A 20,707-nucleotide genomic window follows, 5' to 3' on the forward strand; every position below is an offset into this window, starting at 1 on the left:
CAGTCATGAGCGTGGAAAATCACTTCTCACAGGCACAACGGGTTGGATGCTGGCGTCGTTTGTCAGCGTGTAGAGATCAAGGTCGCCGTACTCTTCTTCCAACTCAGTTGATCCGCCGGTGGTCATCGCAATGGCCACCGCCAAGAGGGTCAATAGTGCAACGGCGGCAATGCGGGCAACCGTCGCTTGAAATGGTTTCGTCGCTGGGCGCAAGTTGTCGGCGAGCAAACCAAGCGGCGCGATCGCAATGATGATCCATGACCACCGAGAGAAGGAGTCATAGTCATAGCCATATCCCACAAGTGTCATCATGGCGATGATGGCAACCATCAGAGATATGCCAGCATAACCCAGCATATAGCGGCGTTTGATCAGTCCAAAAACAGTAAACCCACCAAGCATCGCTGCAATGGCGCCCATGATCAGAGCGGCCATTGCAAACCCACTCACAATCAGTAAGAAAGAAAGCCCAGTGGCTGGAAACCAAAGCGCGAAGGGCACTGAAAAACCCGTATGCCTAGCAGGCTTGGTAAGTACCAAGCTAGTGACAACGATGAAGGCAAAGAGCACAATCCGCCATGGAAGAGTGTTGGCATCCGGTATATTCAAGAGCAGCGATGGAGTAATGGCGACGCCAATGGCCAGCAAGGCAAAGAGGCCAAGTGAGTTTGGTTTGATGACACACGGCAACAGTACCGCGACCTGAATCGCCATTGCCAAGGCGACATACTTCCATGCCTCCACCGGTGATTGTGGGAAGCCCGAAATGAAATACATGCTCAAGACAAACCCAACCAAGAGACTCAGAGCACTGATCCAGGAACGTCCCTGTCGCGTCAGTGGCATGAGCCAAACGGTTGCCGTCAGAAGAGTGCCGATCAAAGCAGGCAGTGCGACGACCACTAGGACTTCTTGGGGATTCAAGGGCGCTTCTCTTTGCGGGCAGTGTGTACGTTAAGGCTGCACATTGGCTTCCATGGCCACAGTCACATCGACTTCGTTGCCCAAAGCGCCTTTTTCTACGCCGTAGTTCATGCCGAACTCGCTACGGTTGATTTTGAAATTTGCTTCGAATCCGACCTTCTTACCCTTGCTGGTCTCATTGGAACCAAGCCACTGCACCATCGCCGTAATCGGCTTGGTGACACCATGCATCGTCAGGTCACCCTTAACTTCATAGGTATCATCGTCAACTTTCTTGGCCGATTGACTCTTGAACGTCATATTGGGAAATTCTTTGGCATTAAAAAAGTCTGGGCTTTTGAGATGCCGGTCGAGTTGATCAACGCCACTATCAACACTTTCGACATCTATTGAGATATCGAAATCTAGATCATCGGTGCTGCCTGGAGTCCATGAGACCGTACCGTCAACATCATTGAAGCGTCCCCAAAAGCGACCCGCACCGAGGTGCTGTACACGGAAGTGTGCATTTGAATGGGTGGTATCGATTGCCATGCTCTCGCGAGCCGTCGTAGATTCCTGAGCAGCAGGGGCTTGGCGTTGATTGATGATTCCAAGACTGACGAAAGATATAGTGACGATGGCGACGATGGGCAACGGCCTCATGTGTATTACTCCAGTTCTAGATCGTTGGTTAGAAGTACTGTGCCTTAGCCTCTCTGTCTGGGAGAGGTTCTGTGTTGGCGATAGCTTTCACGATGGATTGAGTCAGTTGGATGCCATGAGCACGGATTTGTTCCAATAAACAGAAGATCGTTTTACATGCTGGCCGCAGATGTGATCTTAGAGGGCTTGGGCGATGAAGTGGAATCCAGGCTGTCCAAAGTAGGGGCTTAGGGGTGGTATTGGCCAAGAAGGAGAATGGCCTGAGATCCCCAATGAGTCGATCTGAAAGTCCATTTAGGGGCTTTAGTTGGCCATTGCAAGGTGTTTTGAACACTTCCCCCTGGAGTCGACGTATACGCCTGGTCAACTGTTTACTTGTCATTGTGGCAAGTGAAGCCTGCCTCAAGGAAGTGGCAGTATCAAGGGACGAGAGTCTGTATAGGAATCCTTGCCAAGTGCAAGTTGAAAGGAATACCACTGATGGAACGGATCACGGACGTGATAAGCGGTGGGGGACGATGGATGGAAGACAAAGACAACAATTCTATTGGAAAGGCACAGCGTTCTTGTCGTTTTAGGCCATTGGCCTCGATGCTCGTTGGCGGCGGCCTGATGTTGGCCACCGCGCCAATAGCGGTAGCCAATCCGATGTGCGCTAGTGATATTGATGGAAGTGGCCGGGTTGAACTTGGAGATTTCTCAAAGCTACTTGTTGCCTTTGGGTCAGATGATCCAGAAGCTGATATCAATCAAGACGGTATTGTGGATCTTGACGATTTCTCACAGATGCTAGTGAGCTGGGGCCCGTGCTCTAAGGTCGTTGGTTATTACATTGAGTGGGGCATTTACGGCCGTGACTATCAACCAATGGATATTCCTGGTGACAAGCTCACGCATATCAATTATGCCTTTGCTGACATTGGTGATGATCTGACCATCAAAGTTGGTGATTCATACGCGGCTCTGGAAAAACTCTATCCCGGTGATACCTGGGACCAGCCGCTTGCAGGCACCTACAACCAAATAAACAACGTGCTTAAGGCCGAGCACCCACATCTGAAGACTTTTATCTCGGTTGGTGGTTGGACTTGGTCAGGGAAGTTCTCTGATGTGGCTCTGACAGAGGCATCGCGCAGTAACTTTGCAGCCTCATGTGTTGACTTTATTCGTGCCTATGGTTTTGATGGTGTCGACATTGATTGGGAATATCCCGTTTGCTGCGGTTTGTCCAACAACACTTACCGACCTGAAGATGCAGATAACTATGTGCTCTTGCTTGAAGAACTACGCGCCCAGTTGGATGTAGCCGCAGCACAAGATGGTACGCAATATCTATTGACGATCGCATCACCTGCAGGATATGACAAGCTTGCCTATCTTGATCTGGCGGCGATTGTAGCGCCCCTGGACTGGGTCAATGTCATGACCTATGACCTCCACGGCGCCTGGGATTTGAGCAATACCAATCACCATTCGGCTCTGTACCCCAACCCCAATGATGATGACGCTAATGAACTGATTCGTGAGCGCTACAACGTTGATTGGGCATTGCAAGAATTTCTTGCCAAGGGTGTCCCTGCGGAGAAAATCGTCATGGGTGTGCCGATGTATGGCCGTGCCTGGGGCGGTGTGCAACCTGAAGGTGGTAACGGTGGTGGCAATGGCGGCGACAACGGTGGTGGTACTGGCACACTGACCGCGAGCATTGAGCCAGCAGGACTTTGGGAGACGAGTTTTAACGCCAACCTGGTCTTGCGCAATGATTCTGCATCACCCGTCAATGGTTGGACCATTTCATTTGGTTATGAGCCCGTCATTACGTCGCTCTGGAATGGTGATATGACATTCATAGACAATCTGTACACGGTGACCGATTTGGGTTGGAACGCAAGCATTGCACCAGGTGCTGAAATTACCATCGGCTTCCAAGGCGACGGTGCCTTTACAGATCAGTTCACCTCATGTGAGCTCAATGGTGGTGCCTGTGATGGCAGTACTGACACCGAAGAGTCGGAGGGCAATGATGAGCAAGAAGGCAGCGATGAAGAGCCATCGATTCTCTTTGTGGCTGCTTCAAGTGTGCCTGCAGGTACCTGGGATGATGGCACAAGTGGCGCGACTGGTGTAACTGATTTTACTGAAATCGAATCTTTCATTGCCAGTGGTCAGTACACGCGCTACTGGGATGACTATGCAAAAGTGCCATATCTCTATAGCCCGAGCGCCTTTGGTGGTCACTTCATCAGTTACGATGATCTTGAGTCAATTGGTATCAAGATTGATTATGTGAATTCATATGGTCTCGGTGGCATGATGTATTGGGAAGTCACTGCTGATCGAAATCAAACACTGATTGATGCGATTGCTGATGGTCTTGCCAGATAAGGCCAAAGTGATGTGAAATCACATCTCAAGTGAGTTAAACGCATGGGTAGGGTTCCTTGGAATCCTACCCATGTCTCTTTAAGTTAAGGCATTGGCATACCGTTATTTCGACGCCGGATCTTTGGATTGGGGTGACTCGAAGTTCATGAGTTCAGAAACTGTCACACACTGAAGGCCGCGGCGGTCAAGTTCTTTGAGTATGCACTCGACGGCGTCGACGGTTGTCTGGCGATCAACACCAGGTTTGTCACAGCCATCATGAAAGAGCACGATATCGCCTGGCTTCAAGCGTTTGCATACGGTAGCGGATAGCGTCTTTGCATTCTGCCTCCAGGCCTCTCGGCTATGCACTGACCAAAGGACAACCTTCAGGTGATCTGCCGTTGCAATATGCGATAGAGCAGGGTTTTTGAGTCCCACCGGAGGTCGATAGAGCGGGTTGGCTGGGCCGCCCACGCGTGCGATGGCGGCAGCACCGTTGGCAATTTCCTTTCGCATTGGGCCAGCCGTTCTAAAATTGAGTAATCGACTGTGTGAATAGCTGTGGTTGCCCAGTTCATGTCCTTCAGCAACAAGTTGCTGAGCGACTTGAGGGTGCGCATCGATATATCGGCCGATACAAAAGAACGTGGCATGGGCACCATGTTTTTTCAGAAGTTCGGCAATCGCAGGGGTATAGGTCGGATCAGGACCATCATCGAAGGTCAGGGCGACCTTCTTAGAATCTTGAGGGCCTTTGGTCATGCTTCGTAAGAGAAATTGGGAGTTTGGCCTGAACACCCCATCGATGACATAGGCATGAAACACCACAAATGGAATCACGATCGCCCACCAAATAAAGCCAGCAATAATCACCAGGATAATGGTGGCAAGGGCGTAAAGCAGGAGCATGATAGACCAGCGTGACACGTTCTATCCTAACAGGCCCTGGGCAACAGAGTTGTTACAAATTAGGATCGTATCCCCGACTCGATTGGTTTATGCTATCGGGAAAGTTTTTGAGACCCTGACTATGTATGACGTTATTGGTGATGTGCATGGAAGCCACGATGCCCTCAAGCGACTGCTGATGCGCATGGGGTATGTTAAGGGTGCGGCTGGGTATACCCATCGTGAACGTCAGGCCATCTTTGTTGGTGATCTTCTAAACCGTGGTAAGGCAGTTGGAAAAGTCATCAAATTGGTGCGGCGGATGCAAGACAGTGGGGCGGCTCAGGTGGTCATGGGCAACCACGAGTTTAATACCTTGGCCTACCATATACCTCATCCAAATCGCAAAGGCGTTTATCTTCGCCCGAGAAGCAAAAAAAACCAAAAGCAGATTTCAGCGACATTGAACCAGCTTTCCAAGAGCGAGATTAAAAGTACGCTCGATTGGATTCGAGATCTTCCAATGTATATGGACTTACCTGAAATTCGAGTTGTTCATGCTTGTTGGGATCCGTGGGCTATCAAAAGAATTTCGAAAGCACATGCCGAATTCGGCCAATGGACTGACGAATTTATGCATAAGGCCTTAACCCCTGGGAAAAAATTAGCAAGAGCTATCGAATGGACGCTCAAGGGTAAAGAGCAAAGTTTGCCTTTGGGCAAGGGGTTGACGGATCTTGATGGTTTTTATCGTTCACGCCTGCGGGTTCGCTGGTATCTGCCGCCCAATGAAAAAACGTACGCTGAATATGCGTTGGTACGAGATAACGATCTTCCTCAGATCCCACTGCCGGCGGTACTGGACGACAAACCATGTCCTTACGAAGAAAGCGACAAGCCGGTGTTCATCGGTCACTACGGGCTGCATCCAAATCCTGAGCCAGTGCTACTTGCCAAGAATGTTGCTTGTATTGATTATGGGGTGGCTCGCGGAGATGTGCTCTGCGCTTACCGATGGGATGGCGAGAAAGTGCTTGAGCCAGATCATCTCGTTTGGGTCAACGTGTGATCAAGTACGCGCTGCTTTTCTAGCTGGATCAATTTATTTCTTGGTTCGCCCGTGTTTTTCGCTCGGGTCTGCAATGCGGCGAACGTTCGTGGCTGTTGGGCGATGTTGGTGGTTTGAATGCACTTCAAATTCAACGCAATCTCCTTGATGGAAAAGGGTCGTCTGCAGTGCGGTTTCTCCAGCCGATTCTGTCTGATCTAAGAGGATGTCATGTGTTCCATCCTCTGGGGCAATATAACCGTAGGCTTTAGCAGTATTGAACCACTTGACCCGTCCCCTCAATCGGGTTGGGTGTTTGTCGGGTGTTTTCATATGGCCGTGCGTAACTGGCATTAGCTGCCCCCAATTAGATACCCCTCGCCTCCTATTATACAGCATCATAAAAAAGGCTTTACGAGCGAAAATAGCCTTTATGGGTTGTTTAGCAGCCGCAAAACATCTGTATGCCCCTTTACATAACGGCGACTCTGTTGTGACATGGGTGGATGATCAAACGAATTGCTATGTGGTCGGGGCCGCGAAACATCTCTACAGCAATGATGCGCTCATGGCAGGCTCGTGGCGATACACATGTTGTTGATGAGCCGTTCTATGCCTACTACTTGAGTGAAACTGGTTTGGATCATCCTGGTGCGGCTGAAGTCATTGAAGTACATGAATCCAGTTGGCAGAGGGTGGTAGATTCACTGCAAAGTAATCCACCTCCACCCCTTTCAATTTATTACCAAAAGCACATGGCCCATCATCTGCTCGCAGACATTGATCGTGCTTGGATCTGCCAGATGACGAACTGTTTTCTGATAAGGGATCCACGTGAGATGGTTCCAAGTCTAGCGCATCATCTTGAGCATCCACAAATCTCTGATACGGGTTTGCCCCAGCAAATAGAATTGTTTGAGAGTCTTGTTTCACAGGGTTCTAATCCGCCAGTACTTGATGCTCGGGATGTTCTGATGAACCCAGAAGGTATGCTGAACGCACTCTGTAAACATGTTGGTGTACCATTTTCTCTCAAGATGTTGGTCTGGCCTGCGGGAGGTCGCGCTACAGATGGTATTTGGGCGAAACACTGGTACGATCAGGTTGAGCGTTCCACAGGATTTCGTGAGTGGAATCCAGCGCCCCAGCCAATTCCCGATACTGCTCAGGATCTGTACGATGCATGTCTTGAGCCTTATGCACGGCTCTATGCCCATCGTCTTTCACCGGAGGCGCCATCGGCGATCTGACTATGCTCCAAAAATTCAACGAGGCAAACCGTGACATTCTCATTAACATCAATGGTGCACTGCTCGCCCGGGATGAAGCCGGTATTAGTCCATTCGACTCAGCGGTGCAGGGTGGCGATGCTGTATGGGAAGGATTGCGGGTCTATCAGGGTCGCATCTTCAAGCTGACAGAACACTTGGATCGACTCCATGCATCTGCTCAAGCACTTTCTTTCGATGAAATTCCCTCCCATGAAGAGATGACGACGCAGATTAGGCGGACTCTTGCTGCCAACGCAATGACCGATGCTGTACATATCCGATTAACCCTGACGCGGGGGGTCAAGATAACTTCTGGCATGGACCCTCGATTGAATCAGTCAGGCCCGACATTAATTGTTCTCGCTGAACACAAAAATCCGGTTTATGAAAAGACTGGCTTACGTTTAGTTACGAGTTCATTTCGACGTTGCCGAGCAGATATGCTTGACCCACGCATTCACCATGCAAACTTGCTGAATTCAATTTTAGCCAAGATCGAAGCCAACCTTGCGGGCGTTGATGATGCAGTCATGCTTGATGATTGTGGTTTTGTAGCGGAAACCAATGCGACTCATTTGTTTCTTGTGCATGATGATACGGTTCGCACATCACATGTGCGGGCATGTCCCGATGGAATTACGCGTGCAACAGTCCTTGGCATTTGTGAGGCGCATCAGATCAGCAGCGAAGTGCGAGATTTAGAATTGGATGATTTTTATCAAGCTGACGAAGTTTTTTGTACTGGCACGATGGGTGAGCTAGCAGCCGTTGTTGAGATTGATGGGCGGAGTATTGGATCAGGTGCATGCCCTGGGGCAGGTAGTATGGTTGCTAGAATTAGCCATGCCTACAGTGAACTTACGTCTCGTGAGGGATGTTCCGTGGCATAGACATCGAGAAGTCTAAGAAGCGAGTGGACAATTATGAATGCAGATGAACAGACGAACCGTGTCGATCCGCAGCTCATTGCGGTTGCCAGAGGTGATGAGCCAGCAGATTTGTTGCTGACTGGTGGGCGGGTTGTCAATGTCTTTACTCGTACCATTGAAGAAGTACAGATCGCTATTTATGGACAGCGAATAGCAGGCGTAGGCCCTGACTATCGTGTTGCGCGGGAAGTCGTTGATCTTGGAGGCGCTTATGTGTCACCAGGATTGATTGATGCCCATATGCACGTTGAATCAACTCAGATGCGCCCTTCGGATTTCTGCCGAGTCGTCGTACCACGTGGTATGGCTGGTGCTGTTTTTGATCCCCATGAGATTGCAAATGTACTGGGTATTGAGGGCATCAAGTTTCTTATGGAAGATGCTTTAGGCATTCCTATGAATTGTTTCTTTGCAGCATCATCTTGTGTGCCTGCATCGCCATTAGAGTCTTCTGGAACGACTTTGCTCGCCGAAGATCTTGCGCCACTGTTTGATGAATCACAAATCATTGCCCTTGCCGAGATGATGAACTTCCCAGGCGTAGTGAATGCTGATCCGAGCGTTCTTGCAAAGGTCGCACTAGGAATCAGTCATGGGATTGTGGATGGGCATTGTCCTCAATTGCGTGGCATGGGACTTCAGGCGTATCTGAGTGCGGGTATCTCTTCTGATCATGAGTGTACGACTGCGGAGGAGGCCCAAGAGAAGCTGGCCGCTGGCATGCGTATTTATATTCGTGAAGGAAGTGCAGCAAAGAATCTTGAAGCGCTGTTGCCAGTTGTGACTCCAGCAAATGCTTCAAGATTTAGCTTCTGCACAGATGATCGTGATCCGGTGGACCTTCAAGAAGAGGGGCACCTCGATCATGTCGTTCGCAAATCAGTGCGTCTTGGACTTGACCCCGCAACTGCATTGGCGATGGGTTCTTTGCATACGGCAGAACATTATGGCTTGAGGGATTATGGCGCCATTGCCCCAGGTCGATATGCCGATCTCTTTATCTGCGATGATCTCAAGACGCTTCGAGCCACCATGGTGTTGCATCATGGTCGTGTCGTTGCGCAGGACGGTTGTTTGACCGCAGACCTTCCGGCGCCAAGCGATGTTCCAAAACACATGTTAAATACAGTTGTTCTGCCAGAAGATCTTTCCGAAAAATCACTTATGGTAAGTGCGCCCGATGACCTTGGCCTCATCAAAGTGATTCACATGCTGCCTGGCCAAATTGTGACCGGGTCATTGGACATGACACCGGCGGTGGTTAACGGGGAGATTGTTTCTGATATAGAACAGGATGTTGTTAAAGCTGCTGTCATTGAGCGACATCACGGCACAGGAAACATAGGCTTGGCCTTTGTGCATGGATTCGGTATCACCAATGGGGCATTGGCCAGTACTGTTGGGCATGACGCTCATAATCTTGCAGTCGTTGGTACCAACGATGCGGATATGATTTGCGCTGCGAATGCTCTGGCTGCAACACAGGGCGGCCAGTGCGTTGTCCAGAACGGCCAGGTATTAGCTGTGGTGCCGCTGGCACTGGCGGGTCTCATCTCTGTCGAATCGACTGTTGCTTTGGTGGAAAGCAGGCGTTTGTTGGCCCAAGCCTGCGATCAGATTGGTTGCACCTTGCCCGACCCCACGATGGCGCTCAGTTTCATGCCGTTGTCAGTGATCCCGCATCTCAAAGTGAGCGATCAGGGACTCATTGATGTAGATCAGTTTCAGATTGTTGGCATTGCTCGTTGACGTAATTTCAAAGAAGCCTCGTATGGCATCAGAAACTTACGTTGATTGTCAGATATCCACCACATCTGAATTAAGAGTGTGACCGTGACTCCGGTCAGAAAGCCCATGAAGACGTCGCTCATAAAGTGTGCTTCAAGTATGACTCGTGTGGCACCAACTGCAGCAGCGATCAGTACCCAGAGTGGTCCCAAGCGTCGATTCATTAACCAAAAGACTGTACATGCAGTTGCAATGGTGGTGGCATGGCCTGAAGGGCAACTGTTGAAGTGATAGCCGATCTCAAAGAACTGAAATCCGTAGATGCCTTCCTCAAGAAACAAGCCGGGCCTGACACGCCCGATGGTGATCTTAATGAGTGGTACGAGCAAACCAGAGAGAATGATAGATAGAAGTCCAAACCATGCCCATGCAGCGACTGCTTGAAAGCGACCAATTCGAGCCGCAATCAAAATCGCCAGAAAACTTGCAATCCACGGTTCAGTGCGACCAAAGGTGGTCAAAAATTCTGCCGGTAGCACTGTTGCTTTCGATCTGAAATCATAGTTTGCCTGAGCCATTTGTTGATCTGCAAAAAACCAACAAAGAAGACCAGCGACGATGAGCGTCGCCGCAAGGCAGAAGAACCAACGGCGATTGGTGGGGTCGTCTAGATAGGCTGGCTGGAGCCAGCGTGGTAATGAACCAGGCTGTTTATTGGATTCGATCATGGTTTTGATGTTGTACGTTTAGGGATTCTCTACCTCAATCGTAACGACTGCATCAGGAGCCCCCTCGACTGGGCCATCTGTCGCGCCGATTGAGCAAACCACAAAGTGAAGCGGATTCCGAGAACCATGACGCGCTGGTAATGCTCGAACGACGGCATTTTCAAAAGCCGTTTGAATATCAAGTGTAGCGGCCTGTCCTGTAAACCGTTTCGCGGCCTTGTCGGTAGGGCAGAGGTCTAAAAGTTGAATCTCAATAACTTGATTTGTGACTGCATGGGCAGCCACCTGGTCAGCGAGTTGTTGTTGTAGCGTTCCATTTGTCGACTGAGGATCTGTGTTTTTTTGAGGAATCAAGAGCATTGTCAGCCGCATTGTTCCTGATGCGGGATCCCAAACACCAAAGATACGCTGGATCGAATCTGCGACAATTTGGTGGGCTGGAACGCGCCTTTCAAGAGCATCATCTCGAGCAGCGGTGTAAGCATGTTCAAGTTGCCCAGATGGGGCATACCCAATAAATGATGGTTGCTTATTTTTCGGTACGAACGTATCGGTTGATGTTTGAGTCGTCGAGTTTGCGGTGCCGGTCCCGTTTTCCATAGATGAGCATCCGGCAGCGACTGCGATCAGCAACAGCAAGATGCTCAAGGACTCTTGTGTTTCTAAAATTTTCCAAGACATAAATGAGAACCAGTGGACTATTGAAAAGTGATAGCCATGGGAATGGACGAAATTACCAGCATGGGCACTGTATCAGCCTGACGGTGTCATGGCTGGTAGCCCCTTGAAGCCCAGAATTCTCGGATGATCAAAATTTACTCATGAAGGGCCTAGGATTGGGCTGATCGATATGGGACAATTCTGCAAGTCAGGTTCCGCGTCTTCGTGATGCCAAAAGGGTGACAGACAATGGCCTATCTAGAGATTGTCAGATCAGGATCAATGCGTATCCAGCCCAGTAGCCCTGCCGGGTTTAGTGGCCAGGGTGATCACCACAGTCAAATGGAAAAGGCACAACTTGATGGTGGCCCGATCTCGGTTGGCCGACATGTTCACAATTTGATTGTGCTCAATGATCAAGATGTCAGTAGGCATCATTGCATCATTGATCAAGCGGGCAGCACTTTTACCGTTCGTGACTTAGCATCGCATAATGGAACGCGCATAAACGGGCGTCTATTAGAGGAGCCTGTGCATTTACAAGATGGTGATGTTATTGCAATTGGGCAAACGATGATAAAGTTCATCAATCGCTCTTTATGGACAAAGCTTGCCAACAATTCCTAATGTGAGGTAGTGGTCTACTCTCGGGAATGCCCCCTAAATATTGTGTGTCAATGATAGATCACATTACGCTGACAACTTCTGGCCAAGGCCTCTATGAAATCACACAAGAACTGCGAGCGATGGTTGTTACTTCGGGCATTAAAGATGGCCTCATGACGGTCATGATTCAGCACACGTCAGCAAGTCTTACCGTTCAAGAAAATGCTGATCCGACTGCTCGGCGCGATCTTGAGCACTGGTTGGCTCGCCTTGTTCCCGAGAATGATCCCCTCTACAAACACACCTGCGAGGGCCCCGATGACATGCCTGCTCATATTAAGTCAGCGTTGACGGATGTTTCATTATCAATTCCGATTGTCAATGGTGCGCCAGCTTTAGGGACCTGGCAGGGTGTCTTTGTATGGGAACATCGTAAGAGCCCACATCGCCGAAAAATGGTGATTCATCTCTATGGAGATTGACGTAATGGGGTAGTTACTTCAGGATGCACCCATGGTTATTGAATGTGACAATTGTAGTCAGAATTTTGAACCCACAGGGCTCGCGCCAGGTGCTGATCGCACGGCTTGCCCACATTGTGGTGATATCAATAGACTGCCTGTCCAGGAGCAGGCTAGCTCGGGAGCGACAAAGACTGAATCTTTAGGATCTGATGAACGCCAGCTACTGCACCTTCGACGGGCCATGTTTCGAGCCAGACCGTTGGCATTTTCGCTCATGATTGTCCTGCTGGTGATTTCAGTTGCTGCTGGTATTTATGGGATCGCTGCAGATGATGAAGCGTCTTGGATGCGCGATGTGGTTGCGTATCTTGGCGTGCTGGGACTGCTCGCTGGTTTGATTTGGTGGGGGGTCTGGTACATCGGGCATCTTTCTGAGTCGATTCGAGTCACGAGCCACCGAACGATGCATCGCAAGGGGCTTCTCGCTCGGCATACCAATGAGGTACTCCACTCACATGTTCGTAATTTGCGCATCGAGCAGAGCTTCTTCCAGCGGTTGACTGGGGTTGGCCGGATCGTTCTGGATTCATCAGCTGGTGGTAGCGATCCAACAGCTGAAATTAGTGTCTCTGACGTTCCTGGGCCATTCGAAGTCAAGAAGATCATCGATCAGCATCGTGGGTTAAGAGATCCAAACCCATCCTGAGTCCCTCTGCTAGACTGGCAGGTTAATGCTTAATTCCAGGAGACCACTCAGATGAAAATCTATGAGTATCAGGCCCGTCAATTACTAGCTGACGCGGGTGTTCCCGTACCAGATGCCTCAGTTGCGAAGTCAGTTGAAGAGGTAAAAGCACATGCTGCTCGGATCCTAAAGAGTGGGGCCGAACAAGTTGTTGTTAAGGCGCAGGTTCATGCCGGTGGCCGTGGCAAAGCCGGTTTTGTAAAATTAGTAAAGAGTGTTGATGAAGCCGTCGAAGCAGGCACGTTCATGCTCAATAATCGTATGGTCTCAAATCAAACTGGTCCTGAGGGCTTAGCTGTCACGACGCTATTGGTCGCAGAGGCTGTGGATATTGAGCATGAGTACTACGTGGCCATTACCACAGACCGAGGCAACAGCTGCAATGCACTGATTGCCTCGTCAGAGGGTGGCGTTGAAATTGAGACCGTTGCAGAAAGTAATCCGCAGGCCATTCACCATGTGCTGATTGATCCGCTTGGAGGGCTTGAGCCTTATCAGGCCAGAGCGCTGGCATTCGAGCTGGGTATGAAGGGCAAGCAGATTAATCAGGCGGCCAGTATCTTCATGAAGCTGGTCAAACTTTATGAATCGAAAGATGCTTCACTCGTTGAAATCAATCCACTGATCTTGACGCCGGCAACAGCGGATGCGCCTGATGGTCGTCTCCTGGCGATTGATGCCAAGTTTAATTTTGACGACAACGCGCTGTTCCGCCACAAAGACATCGAAAGCTTGCATGACAAGGCCACCGAGAATCCATCTGAACAAAGAGCGAAAGAGGCTGGCCTCAACTTCGTGGCCTTAGATGGCAATATTGGCTGTCTTGTGAACGGTGCTGGTTTAGCCATGAGCACCATGGACATCATCAAACTGGCGGGCGGCGAACCAGCGAATTTCCTTGATGTTGGTGGTGGGGCAGATGAAGAAGCAGTCACAGAGGCATTTCGCATTATCCTTGGCGATGAAAAGGTGCAGGGTGTTCTGGTCAATATCTTTGGCGGCATCATGCAGTGTGATCGGATTGCTCGTTCGATTGTGACGGCAGCAAATGAAGTCGGTTTTTCAGTACCCTTGGTTGTTCGGTTGGAAGGCACCAATGTCGACGAGGCACGAGAGATCCTTCGTGCTGCTCAAGATGAAATACCCACGCTCCAAGGTGCTACTGATCTTGCTGATGCGGCCACAAAGGTGGCAGCAGCCGTGAACAACTGATTGGACAAATGCTTGCTTGTGCTCTTTGATATTGATGGCACCATGCTACTGACGCGCGGGGTTGGGGTATCTGCATTCTTAGAAGCAGCTCAATCGCTATTCAAAGTAGAACTGACATTTGAAGGCGTCGAAGTACATGGTCGTACAGATCCACTGATTTGGCAGGCGCTGGCGAAACGAAACGGCATTGAAGATCATGAGCCCTACGCAGACCAACTAAGAGAAGGCTATCACCGGATCCTCAAGCATCGTGTCGATCAGGGGGGGACGCGATTTGATGCACTTGCTGGAGCTGCAGCGTTGATCAAAGCTGTTGGTGATCATGCGGCAATGACTGCTGGGCTGTTGACAGGCAACTTTCAGGAAACGGGTGAAATAAAACTCCATGCAGCTGGTTTTGATCCTGCAGCATTTGAGGTGTGCGCCTGGGGGGCCGACGCGCAAACGCGCCGTGGCTTGCCACCAGTTGCAATGAAGAGATTCCAGCAAGCGGTTGGGCGGTCAATCGCGGCTCATGAAGTTGTCATTATTGGTGACACCACCCATGATATTGATTGCGCTCGCGCCAATGGCTGCTGGGCGATTGCAGTTGCTACAGGCGGGGATACCAAAGAAACGCTTGCTGCCTGTGAACCAGACCTACTTGTCGATGACCTATCTGATACCGCTGGAATTATGGATTGGATTCTGGCCCATGCTGGCAGGACGCCGGCCTGATACGTGAGGTAAATTCATGTCTGATCACAAGCAAGCCTCCTGGAAGTCCGGGGACATCAAACCTGTCTCAGAAAAACAGCGTATTGAACAGTTAGATGTGTTACGAGGCATCGCTGTTCTTGGCATTTTTGTGATGAATGTGCAGGCATTTGCAATGCCAGCGATTTTGTATATCGACCCGATGGCGATGGGGGAGATCAACAGCGGTGAGTACGTTGCTTGGTATCTGACTCAGGTGTTCGCAAATACCAAATTCATGGCCATCTTTACGGTGCTCTTTGGCGCTGGATTAGCAATGATGGCGGCGAAGGCAAAGGCTGCTCACAGATCGGCCAGCGGCATTCAATATCGGCGTCTTGCATGGCTCCTCGTGATTGGTCTGTTACACGCTTACGTTCTCTTTTATGGCGATGTCTTAGTCTCCTATGCACTGCTGGGTATGCTGGTTTGGCTGCTGGTTGGTTTGCCAATACCTGCGATGTTGGCAATTGCTTGCGCCTGTATGGGAATCTGGTTCTTACAGACGTTTTCTTTCACACACTTCATGGAAAGTGAGATGGCGGAAAAAGGCGTTGACCTGTGGCAAATGAGCCCCGAAGCCATCGAGTGGGAAATGAGCCTACGGTCCGGCAGTTTTGCAGATCAGCTCAATTGGCGGATTCCGACTGCGATAAAGGTGCAAATCTGGTGGACGCTGGTCATGACTGGTCTCAAGACAATTGCAATGATGCTGATTGGGGCTGTTTTGCTGCGATGGTCTTTGCTCAGGGGTCGACATCGGGCCACCGAGTGGGCAATGTTGGCCGGTGGACTTGCTTTGGGTTTACCACTGGTGATTGTGGGTATTGAGCTCTATGAGAGCACCACCAACACACCTCTCGGCGTGGGCCTGATTGAGTGCATGAAGGAGGCGGGAAATCTTGCTCTGGCCGCTGCTTGGATTGGTGGCGTGCTGCTTCTATGTCGAAGTGAAAGCCTTCGTTGGCTGCGGACCATTCTGGCACCTGTCGGACGCATGGCATTGACGGCCTACATTTTTGAGTCAGTCATCGCTGGATGGATCTTTTATGGTCATGGCCTAGGCTGGGTTGGGCAAGTGAGTCGTGTGGAGCAGTTCTATATCGTTGTGGTGGTCTGGATTGGCCTGCTCGTGGGGTGCTCACTCTGGCTGTCTTGGTTCCGCTTCGGGCCGCTGGAGTGGATCTGGCGAATGTTGACATATTGGCGCTTCGAGGTGATTCGGCGCAGGGATTGAAGCATCTCCGGGTAGAGTATGAGTGGATCATTCAGCAAGGAGGCAGATGACCACTTCTTTTACAGCGATATGCAGTGACTTCTACGTCAACCAAAAATTGGCGTTGAAAATGGATCTTCCGCCAAACCGGAACACTGTTTTGGACATGTTTGATCGTGTCCGGCGGCAACTGCCTTTCATGGATCAGTTTCGGCGGTATGACGGTGAGCTCGCGCTGGAATCAGTTGAGTCAGATGCTCGATACAGTTGGCTTGCACTTCGAAGGACATCGATCCGTAGCGGCTGGGTCAATCCCAAGTCCATCGAGGAGGCTTACTCGCTGCATCAGTTGATCTTAGAAGTGGCGCCTTATTTCCTGTCAATAAGTCCATTGGATGTGGACTACCTCGAACTTGTCTTCGGATTTGACCTGCAGGCACCGATGAATCGAAATGAGGTTGTGATGAGCGCCTTGTTGCCAGACTCGCCATTGACGGCATTGGTCGATTCTGACCGGGAATCGCTGCTGGAAGCGCAGCCCTTTGTCGGTTTTGCGCTCAATGACGACTGTGACTTGCAGGCATCTGTTGAAGTCAAGACACGCACTCGGACAAATGAGGTGAGCTCTGGCCGTTTTGATGAAACACCCATAAGCGTGTTTCTGACGGTGCGCCGCTCCGGGGCCCGTACATCGCTTGAGGATTTGATTAGTGACTTTGGTTCACTTGCGGGTCATATTGAGCGTATTGCTGAAGACCGGGTGATTCCCAATGTCATCATGCCGCTCCATGAGACCATTCAATCACTCTAAATAACTGCTCGGTCGAGCTTAGATCGATTAGCCGACTGATGTATAAAGCATGTTACGTAATGAATTAGGGCACTCAACCTGTCCGGTGAGGCAGCTGAGTCGCGCCGTCTCACAAAGTACCAATAAGTGTGTGTCGTTTGACGGTGCATCAAGAACATCACGATTTTCACTAATCCGTCGTATGTGTTGCCCCACAAGCTCGCCAGGGCGAAGGGGTTTATTGGAAGGTGTTGAATCGATCTGGCGTCCATCCGGTCCAAGCCACTGCATCGAATTATCGGAGAGCCTCAGTGTGCCTCCTTCGCCGATGATGGTGACGCCACGGAACCAGGTTCCTGCGAGATTCGATAGTGATAGCGTGATACAGCGATGATCGGCCATTCGTAAACTTGCGCCCAAATGCCCATGCAATTGGTCGAGTGGCTCAGGAATACCAGGGAGGGGGCTTCTGAGCGTCGCAAAGATGCCTTCAGGTTCGCCACAAAGGCAATCGACTAGATCCATTGCATCAAACAAGCGACCCGCAAGGCCGCCCTCACCGGCGCCGCATCTGAAGGCCATATGCACGCTGGTAATTTCACCAAACTCATTTAATGCATCTTGTGCCATGAGGTAGCCCGGACTGAATCGCATGAGCGGAACAAGTGAGGCTTGTGGTACGGGCATTGTTTCAGAGAGTAAATCGGCAACAGCACCAGCCGGTGGTTCACTGAGAAGGTACCGGCGTGGGCGGCATTCCATCAATTGGCGAAGTGGGCTTTCAATCGAAATAGCTGTCGTGATCCACATGATGTCAGCGTTATCGCACTGGATGGCTTCGCGAATATCAGCAATTGGTTTGGTGTCGAGGACTCGGCTGCAAGCTGCAGCCCCTGCGAGCGAGTCTGACCCCATGCCTACCAGCTCTGCACCGGACGTTGAGACAGCATCAGCAACCAGCTTACGGTGCTCCGGGACAGTCCAAACAAGCAGTCGAGGTGAACCCATGCCATTAGTGTAGTGTGAAGAACCACTGTCGCTAGTATGAATACTTCGTTACACTTTGGTTGTGGATAGACGGTCGCTGCCTGTACTCGGCATGTCCGAATTCAGGTGGAGGAAAGTCCGAACACGACAGGACAATGGTGATGGGTAACGCCCACCGGCCCTCGATCACCGGGCTAGGGAAAGTGCCACAGAAAATGAACCGCCGATGGGTCTTGGCTTTCGGGTCAAGGCAACAGGTAAGGGTGAAAAGGTGCGGTAAGAGCGCACCGCTCGGCTGGTGACAGTCGGGGCATGGTAAACCCCACTGCGTGCAAGCGCAAGCAGTCCTCGCCGATGCTCAGGTATCGGAGCCGTGGTCCGCGGTATGAGGACGGGTCGCGTGCAAGAGGCCGTCGGTAACGGCGGCCCTGAGATGAATGACCGTCACTGGCCTAGCTCATCGTTTGATCAGCTAGGCGGGGACAGAATTCGGCTTATGTCCACAGGTGATCTCAATGGGGCGGATGGCGGGAAATCGCCATCCGCCTCACCTTTTTTTTGTTACCTGCCTTCGAGCTTGAGTTCGAGTGTTTCGAGAGTGCCATCTCTTCGAATGACGAGGGTCACGGTGTCGCCAGGGCTATGCTGACGGAGTACCTCTGCGAGGACGCGTGGGCCTTCGAGATCCGTATCATTCCACTTGACCAAGATGTCGCCCTTTTTCACACCACCCTTGTCGGCTGAGGTGCCTTTAGAGACAGCTTCGACTCGGACGCCTTTGCCGTTCTCGTCGCCATATCCAGGCATGATGCCCAGTCGAACCTTTGCCCCAGTGCGGCTGGGCGGGGCTGAGTCCTCTTCTGCGTCTTCGTCCATCGTCAGTTTTTCAGGCATCAGTGCCAACTCGAGGATCAGCGGCTCCGCAAAATTGACTACCTGCATGGCACCTTCAGGATTGATCGTGAAAGCCCGGTCGGTTGGCGTGTGGTAATCATCATGAAGTCCTGTGAACGGAAAGAGTACTGGCACACCAGCGCGATAGAAGCTGGCGTGATCAGATGGTCCCAGTCCACCGGGTGATGTTGTCACTGTCAGGCCACTGCGTTCATAATGCGGTGGAAGAATCTCATCGAACTCAACTGCGGTGCCAGTTCCAGAGAGCGAGAGATTGTTATTGCGAAGGCGGCCAACCATATCGAAGTTCATCATGGCCTGAATATTGTCAACTGGCATCGTCGGATTCTTGACGAAGTAATCCGAGCCGTGCAAGCCAGCTTCTTCCGCACCAAACCAAATCATGAGGACCGATCTTCGCGGTGTATCCTCTGGAAGATTCTTATATGCTCGAGCCAGCCGACTCGTCATAACTAATAGAGCAGAAGATCCCGATGCATTATCGTCAGCCCCGGGATGAAGTTGACCTTCATAGTTTGAACTTGTGCCGGTATAGCCATAGCCAACATGATCTAGGTGAGCACCAACGACAACCCATTGATCGGCAAGATCACCATGACCGGGCAGCACCCCAGCAACGTTGTCAGTGGTGATGCGGTTTGCACGCACAACATCGGCACCGAACGTGACGTCAGCATTGTTATCAAAGTTAAGTGTCTTAATTTTGCCTTGATCAGCTTCACGACGTAGGGTCATCAGATCTCGGTGTTCGGGATCAATGTCTTGAAGAAGTTGGTTTGCAGCTTCAGGCGTCATTTGTATTGCAGGCACTTCTAGCGTTGGCTCAAAACGTGAAGTCCGACGCAGTGTTTCGAGTCCCCGTCTTCCATCGCGAGCATCTGGGGGGTTAATCATGATGATCCCAGCGGCACCTCGTTCGATGACCGCATCAAATTTTTGAGCGATTGAAGATTTACTGGAAAAGAGTCGCTCAGACCATAGGCTCTTGCCATTTTCGTTGAGTGGCTCATAGCGAAGTATCATCGCGATGCGGCCAGAAAGATCTGTGTCTTCCTCAAAGCTTGAGTATCCATCAGGACCAGAATCGATGGCATAACCCACAAACGTAACTGGTGCGGTCACCATGCCATTGCCAGCATTGCCTAAGCTCCTGAAGTCTTCGTCAGGTTTGAACGCGATATCTAACACGCGAGCGGACTGATTTTCAATTTTGGTATTTCCGCGTCCTTGGCTGAAGGTAAAGCTCTGTCGATGGCGCGTCTCTATTTCACCCTTGTCAGTCGAGACGACGGTTGGTTCGAATGGACCCTCTAAACCATACTTATCGAGATAGAACTCAACATACGACTCAGCTCTTCGAAAACCATCTGTCGTTGGGGCTCGCCCTTCAAAGTATGGATTTGAGAGCGTAATCACGTGTTGGTAGTAGGTCAGTACCTCTGGATCGACCTGCCCCATCGTGGACAGGAGGTTCATCTCGGCCTCTTGCTCGGTCAGTGGCGGGGCCTCTTCCTGGACACCCTCATCTTCATCCTGGACGGCCACAAGACTGGTGGCTTCTGGGTCAAAGGCACGGATGTTCTCTGGCCCGGGCTGGACCTTCGGATTGGTACTCGATTGCTGTTCTTCTGGAGTGTTGACCACCACTGTCGGGGCAGGTTTGACGCTATTTGTGGTCTCACAGGCAGTTAGCAGGCCAGTTGGAAGCAGGAGGCCTACTATGACTGTGATGCGGAAGATTGGTGTAGATCGTTGCCAAGTTTTCATAAGTCAACTCACATGCGAAATGGGTTCAGAGGATAGGAGATTGCCCAGAATAACGTGTCTATGCAAGTATTGTTTGGATGCG

At 50.8% G+C, this 20,707-nt stretch carries 19 protein-coding genes and 1 other RNA gene; 13 read left to right on the forward strand and 7 right to left on the reverse strand.

Going from position 1 to position 20,707, the window contains the following annotated elements; translation table 11 throughout:
- Nucleotides 1–3 precede the first annotated feature (3 nt).
- On the reverse strand, nt 4–924 hold the full coding sequence (locus tag P8J86_12160; protein MDG2055446.1) for a hypothetical protein: 921 nt from the start codon (nt 922–924) through the stop codon (nt 4–6).
- A gap of 30 nt (nt 925–954) precedes the next feature.
- Nucleotides 955–1,569: a YceI family protein gene (locus P8J86_12165; protein MDG2055447.1), complete on the reverse strand. Its 615-nt coding sequence runs from the start codon at nt 1,567–1,569 to the stop codon at nt 955–957.
- Nucleotides 1,570–2,049: 480 nt separating this feature from the next.
- Between P8J86_12165 and P8J86_12170 the strand changes: the two genes are divergently transcribed.
- The gene (locus P8J86_12170; protein MDG2055448.1) at nt 2,050–3,954 is read left to right on the forward strand and encodes a glycosyl hydrolase family 18 protein; all 1,905 of its coding nucleotides are present in this window, start codon (nt 2,050–2,052) and stop codon (nt 3,952–3,954) included.
- A gap of 102 nt (nt 3,955–4,056) precedes the next feature.
- Here P8J86_12170 and P8J86_12175 read toward each other — a convergent pair whose 3' ends face one another.
- On the reverse strand, nt 4,057–4,863 hold the full coding sequence (locus P8J86_12175) for a polysaccharide deacetylase family protein (GenBank protein MDG2055449.1): 807 nt from the start codon (nt 4,861–4,863) through the stop codon (nt 4,057–4,059).
- 103 nt (nt 4,864–4,966) lie between these two features.
- Here P8J86_12175 and P8J86_12180 point away from each other — a divergent pair, with 103 nt between their 5' ends.
- The 4 genes from P8J86_12180 (at nt 4,967) to ade (ending at nt 9,821) form a co-directional block, all read left to right on the forward strand.
- Nucleotides 4,967–5,893 (forward strand): metallophosphoesterase, encoded by a 927-nt coding sequence (locus P8J86_12180; protein ID MDG2055450.1) that lies wholly within the window; start codon nt 4,967–4,969, stop codon nt 5,891–5,893.
- A 485-nt stretch (nt 5,894–6,378) separates the two neighbouring features.
- Nucleotides 6,379–7,122 carry a hypothetical protein gene (locus P8J86_12185; protein MDG2055451.1) on the forward strand — a complete coding sequence of 248 codons (744 nt, stop codon included), beginning with the start codon at nt 6,379–6,381 and terminating at the stop codon, nt 7,120–7,122.
- A 2-nt stretch (nt 7,123–7,124) separates the two neighbouring features.
- On the forward strand, nt 7,125–8,033 hold the full coding sequence (locus tag P8J86_12190) for an aminotransferase class IV (GenBank protein MDG2055452.1): 909 nt from the start codon (nt 7,125–7,127) through the stop codon (nt 8,031–8,033).
- 33 nt (nt 8,034–8,066) lie between these two features.
- Nucleotides 8,067–9,821: an adenine deaminase gene (gene ade / locus P8J86_12195; GenBank protein ID MDG2055453.1), complete on the forward strand. Its 1,755-nt coding sequence runs from the start codon at nt 8,067–8,069 to the stop codon at nt 9,819–9,821.
- On the opposite strand, the gene P8J86_12200 is transcribed toward ade, so the two are convergent.
- On the reverse strand, nt 9,797–10,528 hold the full coding sequence (locus P8J86_12200; GenBank protein ID MDG2055454.1) for a phosphatase PAP2 family protein: 732 nt from the start codon (nt 10,526–10,528) through the stop codon (nt 9,797–9,799). The two genes, ade and P8J86_12200, sit on opposite strands and share 25 nt — an antisense overlap.
- 18 nt (nt 10,529–10,546) lie before the next feature.
- Nucleotides 10,547–11,209 carry a hypothetical protein gene (locus P8J86_12205; GenBank protein MDG2055455.1) on the reverse strand — a complete coding sequence of 221 codons (663 nt, stop codon included), beginning with the start codon at nt 11,207–11,209 and terminating at the stop codon, nt 10,547–10,549.
- 228 nt (nt 11,210–11,437) lie between these two features.
- Here P8J86_12205 and P8J86_12210 point away from each other — a divergent pair, with 228 nt between their 5' ends.
- The 7 genes from P8J86_12210 to P8J86_12240 are packed head-to-tail and all read left to right on the forward strand — an operon-like array spanning nt 11,438 to nt 16,977.
- Nucleotides 11,438–11,815, forward strand: coding sequence for an FHA domain-containing protein (locus P8J86_12210; GenBank protein ID MDG2055456.1), 378 nt, complete (start codon nt 11,438–11,440; stop codon nt 11,813–11,815).
- 50 nt (nt 11,816–11,865) lie between these two features.
- Complete coding sequence (locus tag P8J86_12215) at nt 11,866–12,276, forward strand: secondary thiamine-phosphate synthase enzyme YjbQ (GenBank protein ID MDG2055457.1); 411 nt, start codon at nt 11,866–11,868, stop codon at nt 12,274–12,276.
- A gap of 31 nt (nt 12,277–12,307) precedes the next feature.
- Nucleotides 12,308–12,964, forward strand: a complete 657-nt coding sequence (locus P8J86_12220) for a PH domain-containing protein (GenBank protein ID MDG2055458.1) — start codon at nt 12,308–12,310, stop codon at nt 12,962–12,964.
- 51 nt (nt 12,965–13,015) lie between these two features.
- Nucleotides 13,016–14,215: an ADP-forming succinate--CoA ligase subunit beta gene (gene sucC, locus P8J86_12225; protein MDG2055459.1), complete on the forward strand. Its 1,200-nt coding sequence runs from the start codon at nt 13,016–13,018 to the stop codon at nt 14,213–14,215.
- Between the two features lie 18 nt (nt 14,216–14,233).
- On the forward strand, nt 14,234–14,932 hold the full coding sequence (locus P8J86_12230; GenBank protein MDG2055460.1) for an HAD hydrolase-like protein: 699 nt from the start codon (nt 14,234–14,236) through the stop codon (nt 14,930–14,932).
- Between the two features lie 16 nt (nt 14,933–14,948).
- Nucleotides 14,949–16,187: a DUF418 domain-containing protein gene (locus P8J86_12235; protein ID MDG2055461.1), complete on the forward strand. Its 1,239-nt coding sequence runs from the start codon at nt 14,949–14,951 to the stop codon at nt 16,185–16,187.
- A gap of 46 nt (nt 16,188–16,233) precedes the next feature.
- Nucleotides 16,234–16,977, forward strand: coding sequence for a hypothetical protein (locus tag P8J86_12240; GenBank protein MDG2055462.1), 744 nt, complete (start codon nt 16,234–16,236; stop codon nt 16,975–16,977).
- Nucleotides 16,978–17,004: 27 nt separating this feature from the next.
- Here the strand turns inward: P8J86_12240 and P8J86_12245 are convergent, their stop codons facing one another.
- The gene (locus P8J86_12245; GenBank protein MDG2055463.1) at nt 17,005–17,964 is read right to left on the reverse strand and encodes a hypothetical protein; all 960 of its coding nucleotides are present in this window, start codon (nt 17,962–17,964) and stop codon (nt 17,005–17,007) included.
- A gap of 57 nt (nt 17,965–18,021) precedes the next feature.
- Between P8J86_12245 and rnpB the strand changes: the two genes are divergently transcribed.
- Nucleotides 18,022–18,455: RNase P RNA component class A (gene rnpB / locus P8J86_12250), an RNA gene on the forward strand.
- A 49-nt stretch (nt 18,456–18,504) separates the two neighbouring features.
- Here rnpB and P8J86_12255 read toward each other — a convergent pair.
- Nucleotides 18,505–20,625 carry a M28 family peptidase gene (locus P8J86_12255; protein MDG2055464.1) on the reverse strand — a complete coding sequence of 707 codons (2,121 nt, stop codon included), beginning with the start codon at nt 20,623–20,625 and terminating at the stop codon, nt 18,505–18,507.
- Nucleotides 20,626–20,707: the final 82 nt, after the last annotated feature.

Source organism: Phycisphaerales bacterium, from assembly GCA_029268515.1.
Classification (GTDB): Bacteria; Planctomycetota; Phycisphaerae; order Phycisphaerales; family SM1A02; genus JAQWNP01.

Bases quoted from the DNA above. Each gene is read 5' to 3' on its own strand.
- P8J86_12240 (MDG2055462.1), top strand. From the start codon at position 16,234: ATGACCACTTCTTTTACAGCGATATGCAGTGACTTCTACGTCAACCAA.
- P8J86_12255 (MDG2055464.1), bottom strand. From the start codon at position 20,625: ATGAAAACTTGGCAACGATCTACACCAATCTTCCGCATCACAGTCATA.
- P8J86_12170 (MDG2055448.1), top strand. From the start codon at position 2,050: ATGGAACGGATCACGGACGTGATAAGCGGTGGGGGACGATGGATGGAA.
- P8J86_12190 (MDG2055452.1), top strand. From the start codon at position 7,125: ATGCTCCAAAAATTCAACGAGGCAAACCGTGACATTCTCATTAACATC.
- P8J86_12185 (MDG2055451.1), top strand. From the start codon at position 6,379: ATGATCAAACGAATTGCTATGTGGTCGGGGCCGCGAAACATCTCTACA.
- P8J86_12235 (MDG2055461.1), top strand. From the start codon at position 14,949: ATGTCTGATCACAAGCAAGCCTCCTGGAAGTCCGGGGACATCAAACCT.
- ade (MDG2055453.1), top strand. From the start codon at position 8,067: ATGAATGCAGATGAACAGACGAACCGTGTCGATCCGCAGCTCATTGCG.
- P8J86_12210 (MDG2055456.1), top strand. From the start codon at position 11,438: ATGGCCTATCTAGAGATTGTCAGATCAGGATCAATGCGTATCCAGCCC.
- P8J86_12205 (MDG2055455.1), bottom strand. From the start codon at position 11,209: ATGTCTTGGAAAATTTTAGAAACACAAGAGTCCTTGAGCATCTTGCTG.
- P8J86_12180 (MDG2055450.1), top strand. From the start codon at position 4,967: ATGTATGACGTTATTGGTGATGTGCATGGAAGCCACGATGCCCTCAAG.
- P8J86_12215 (MDG2055457.1), top strand. From the start codon at position 11,866: ATGATAGATCACATTACGCTGACAACTTCTGGCCAAGGCCTCTATGAA.
- P8J86_12165 (MDG2055447.1), bottom strand. From the start codon at position 1,569: ATGAGGCCGTTGCCCATCGTCGCCATCGTCACTATATCTTTCGTCAGT.
- P8J86_12220 (MDG2055458.1), top strand. From the start codon at position 12,308: ATGGTTATTGAATGTGACAATTGTAGTCAGAATTTTGAACCCACAGGG.
- P8J86_12245 (MDG2055463.1), bottom strand. From the start codon at position 17,964: ATGGGTTCACCTCGACTGCTTGTTTGGACTGTCCCGGAGCACCGTAAG.
- sucC (MDG2055459.1), top strand. From the start codon at position 13,016: ATGAAAATCTATGAGTATCAGGCCCGTCAATTACTAGCTGACGCGGGT.
- P8J86_12200 (MDG2055454.1), bottom strand. From the start codon at position 10,528: ATGATCGAATCCAATAAACAGCCTGGTTCATTACCACGCTGGCTCCAG.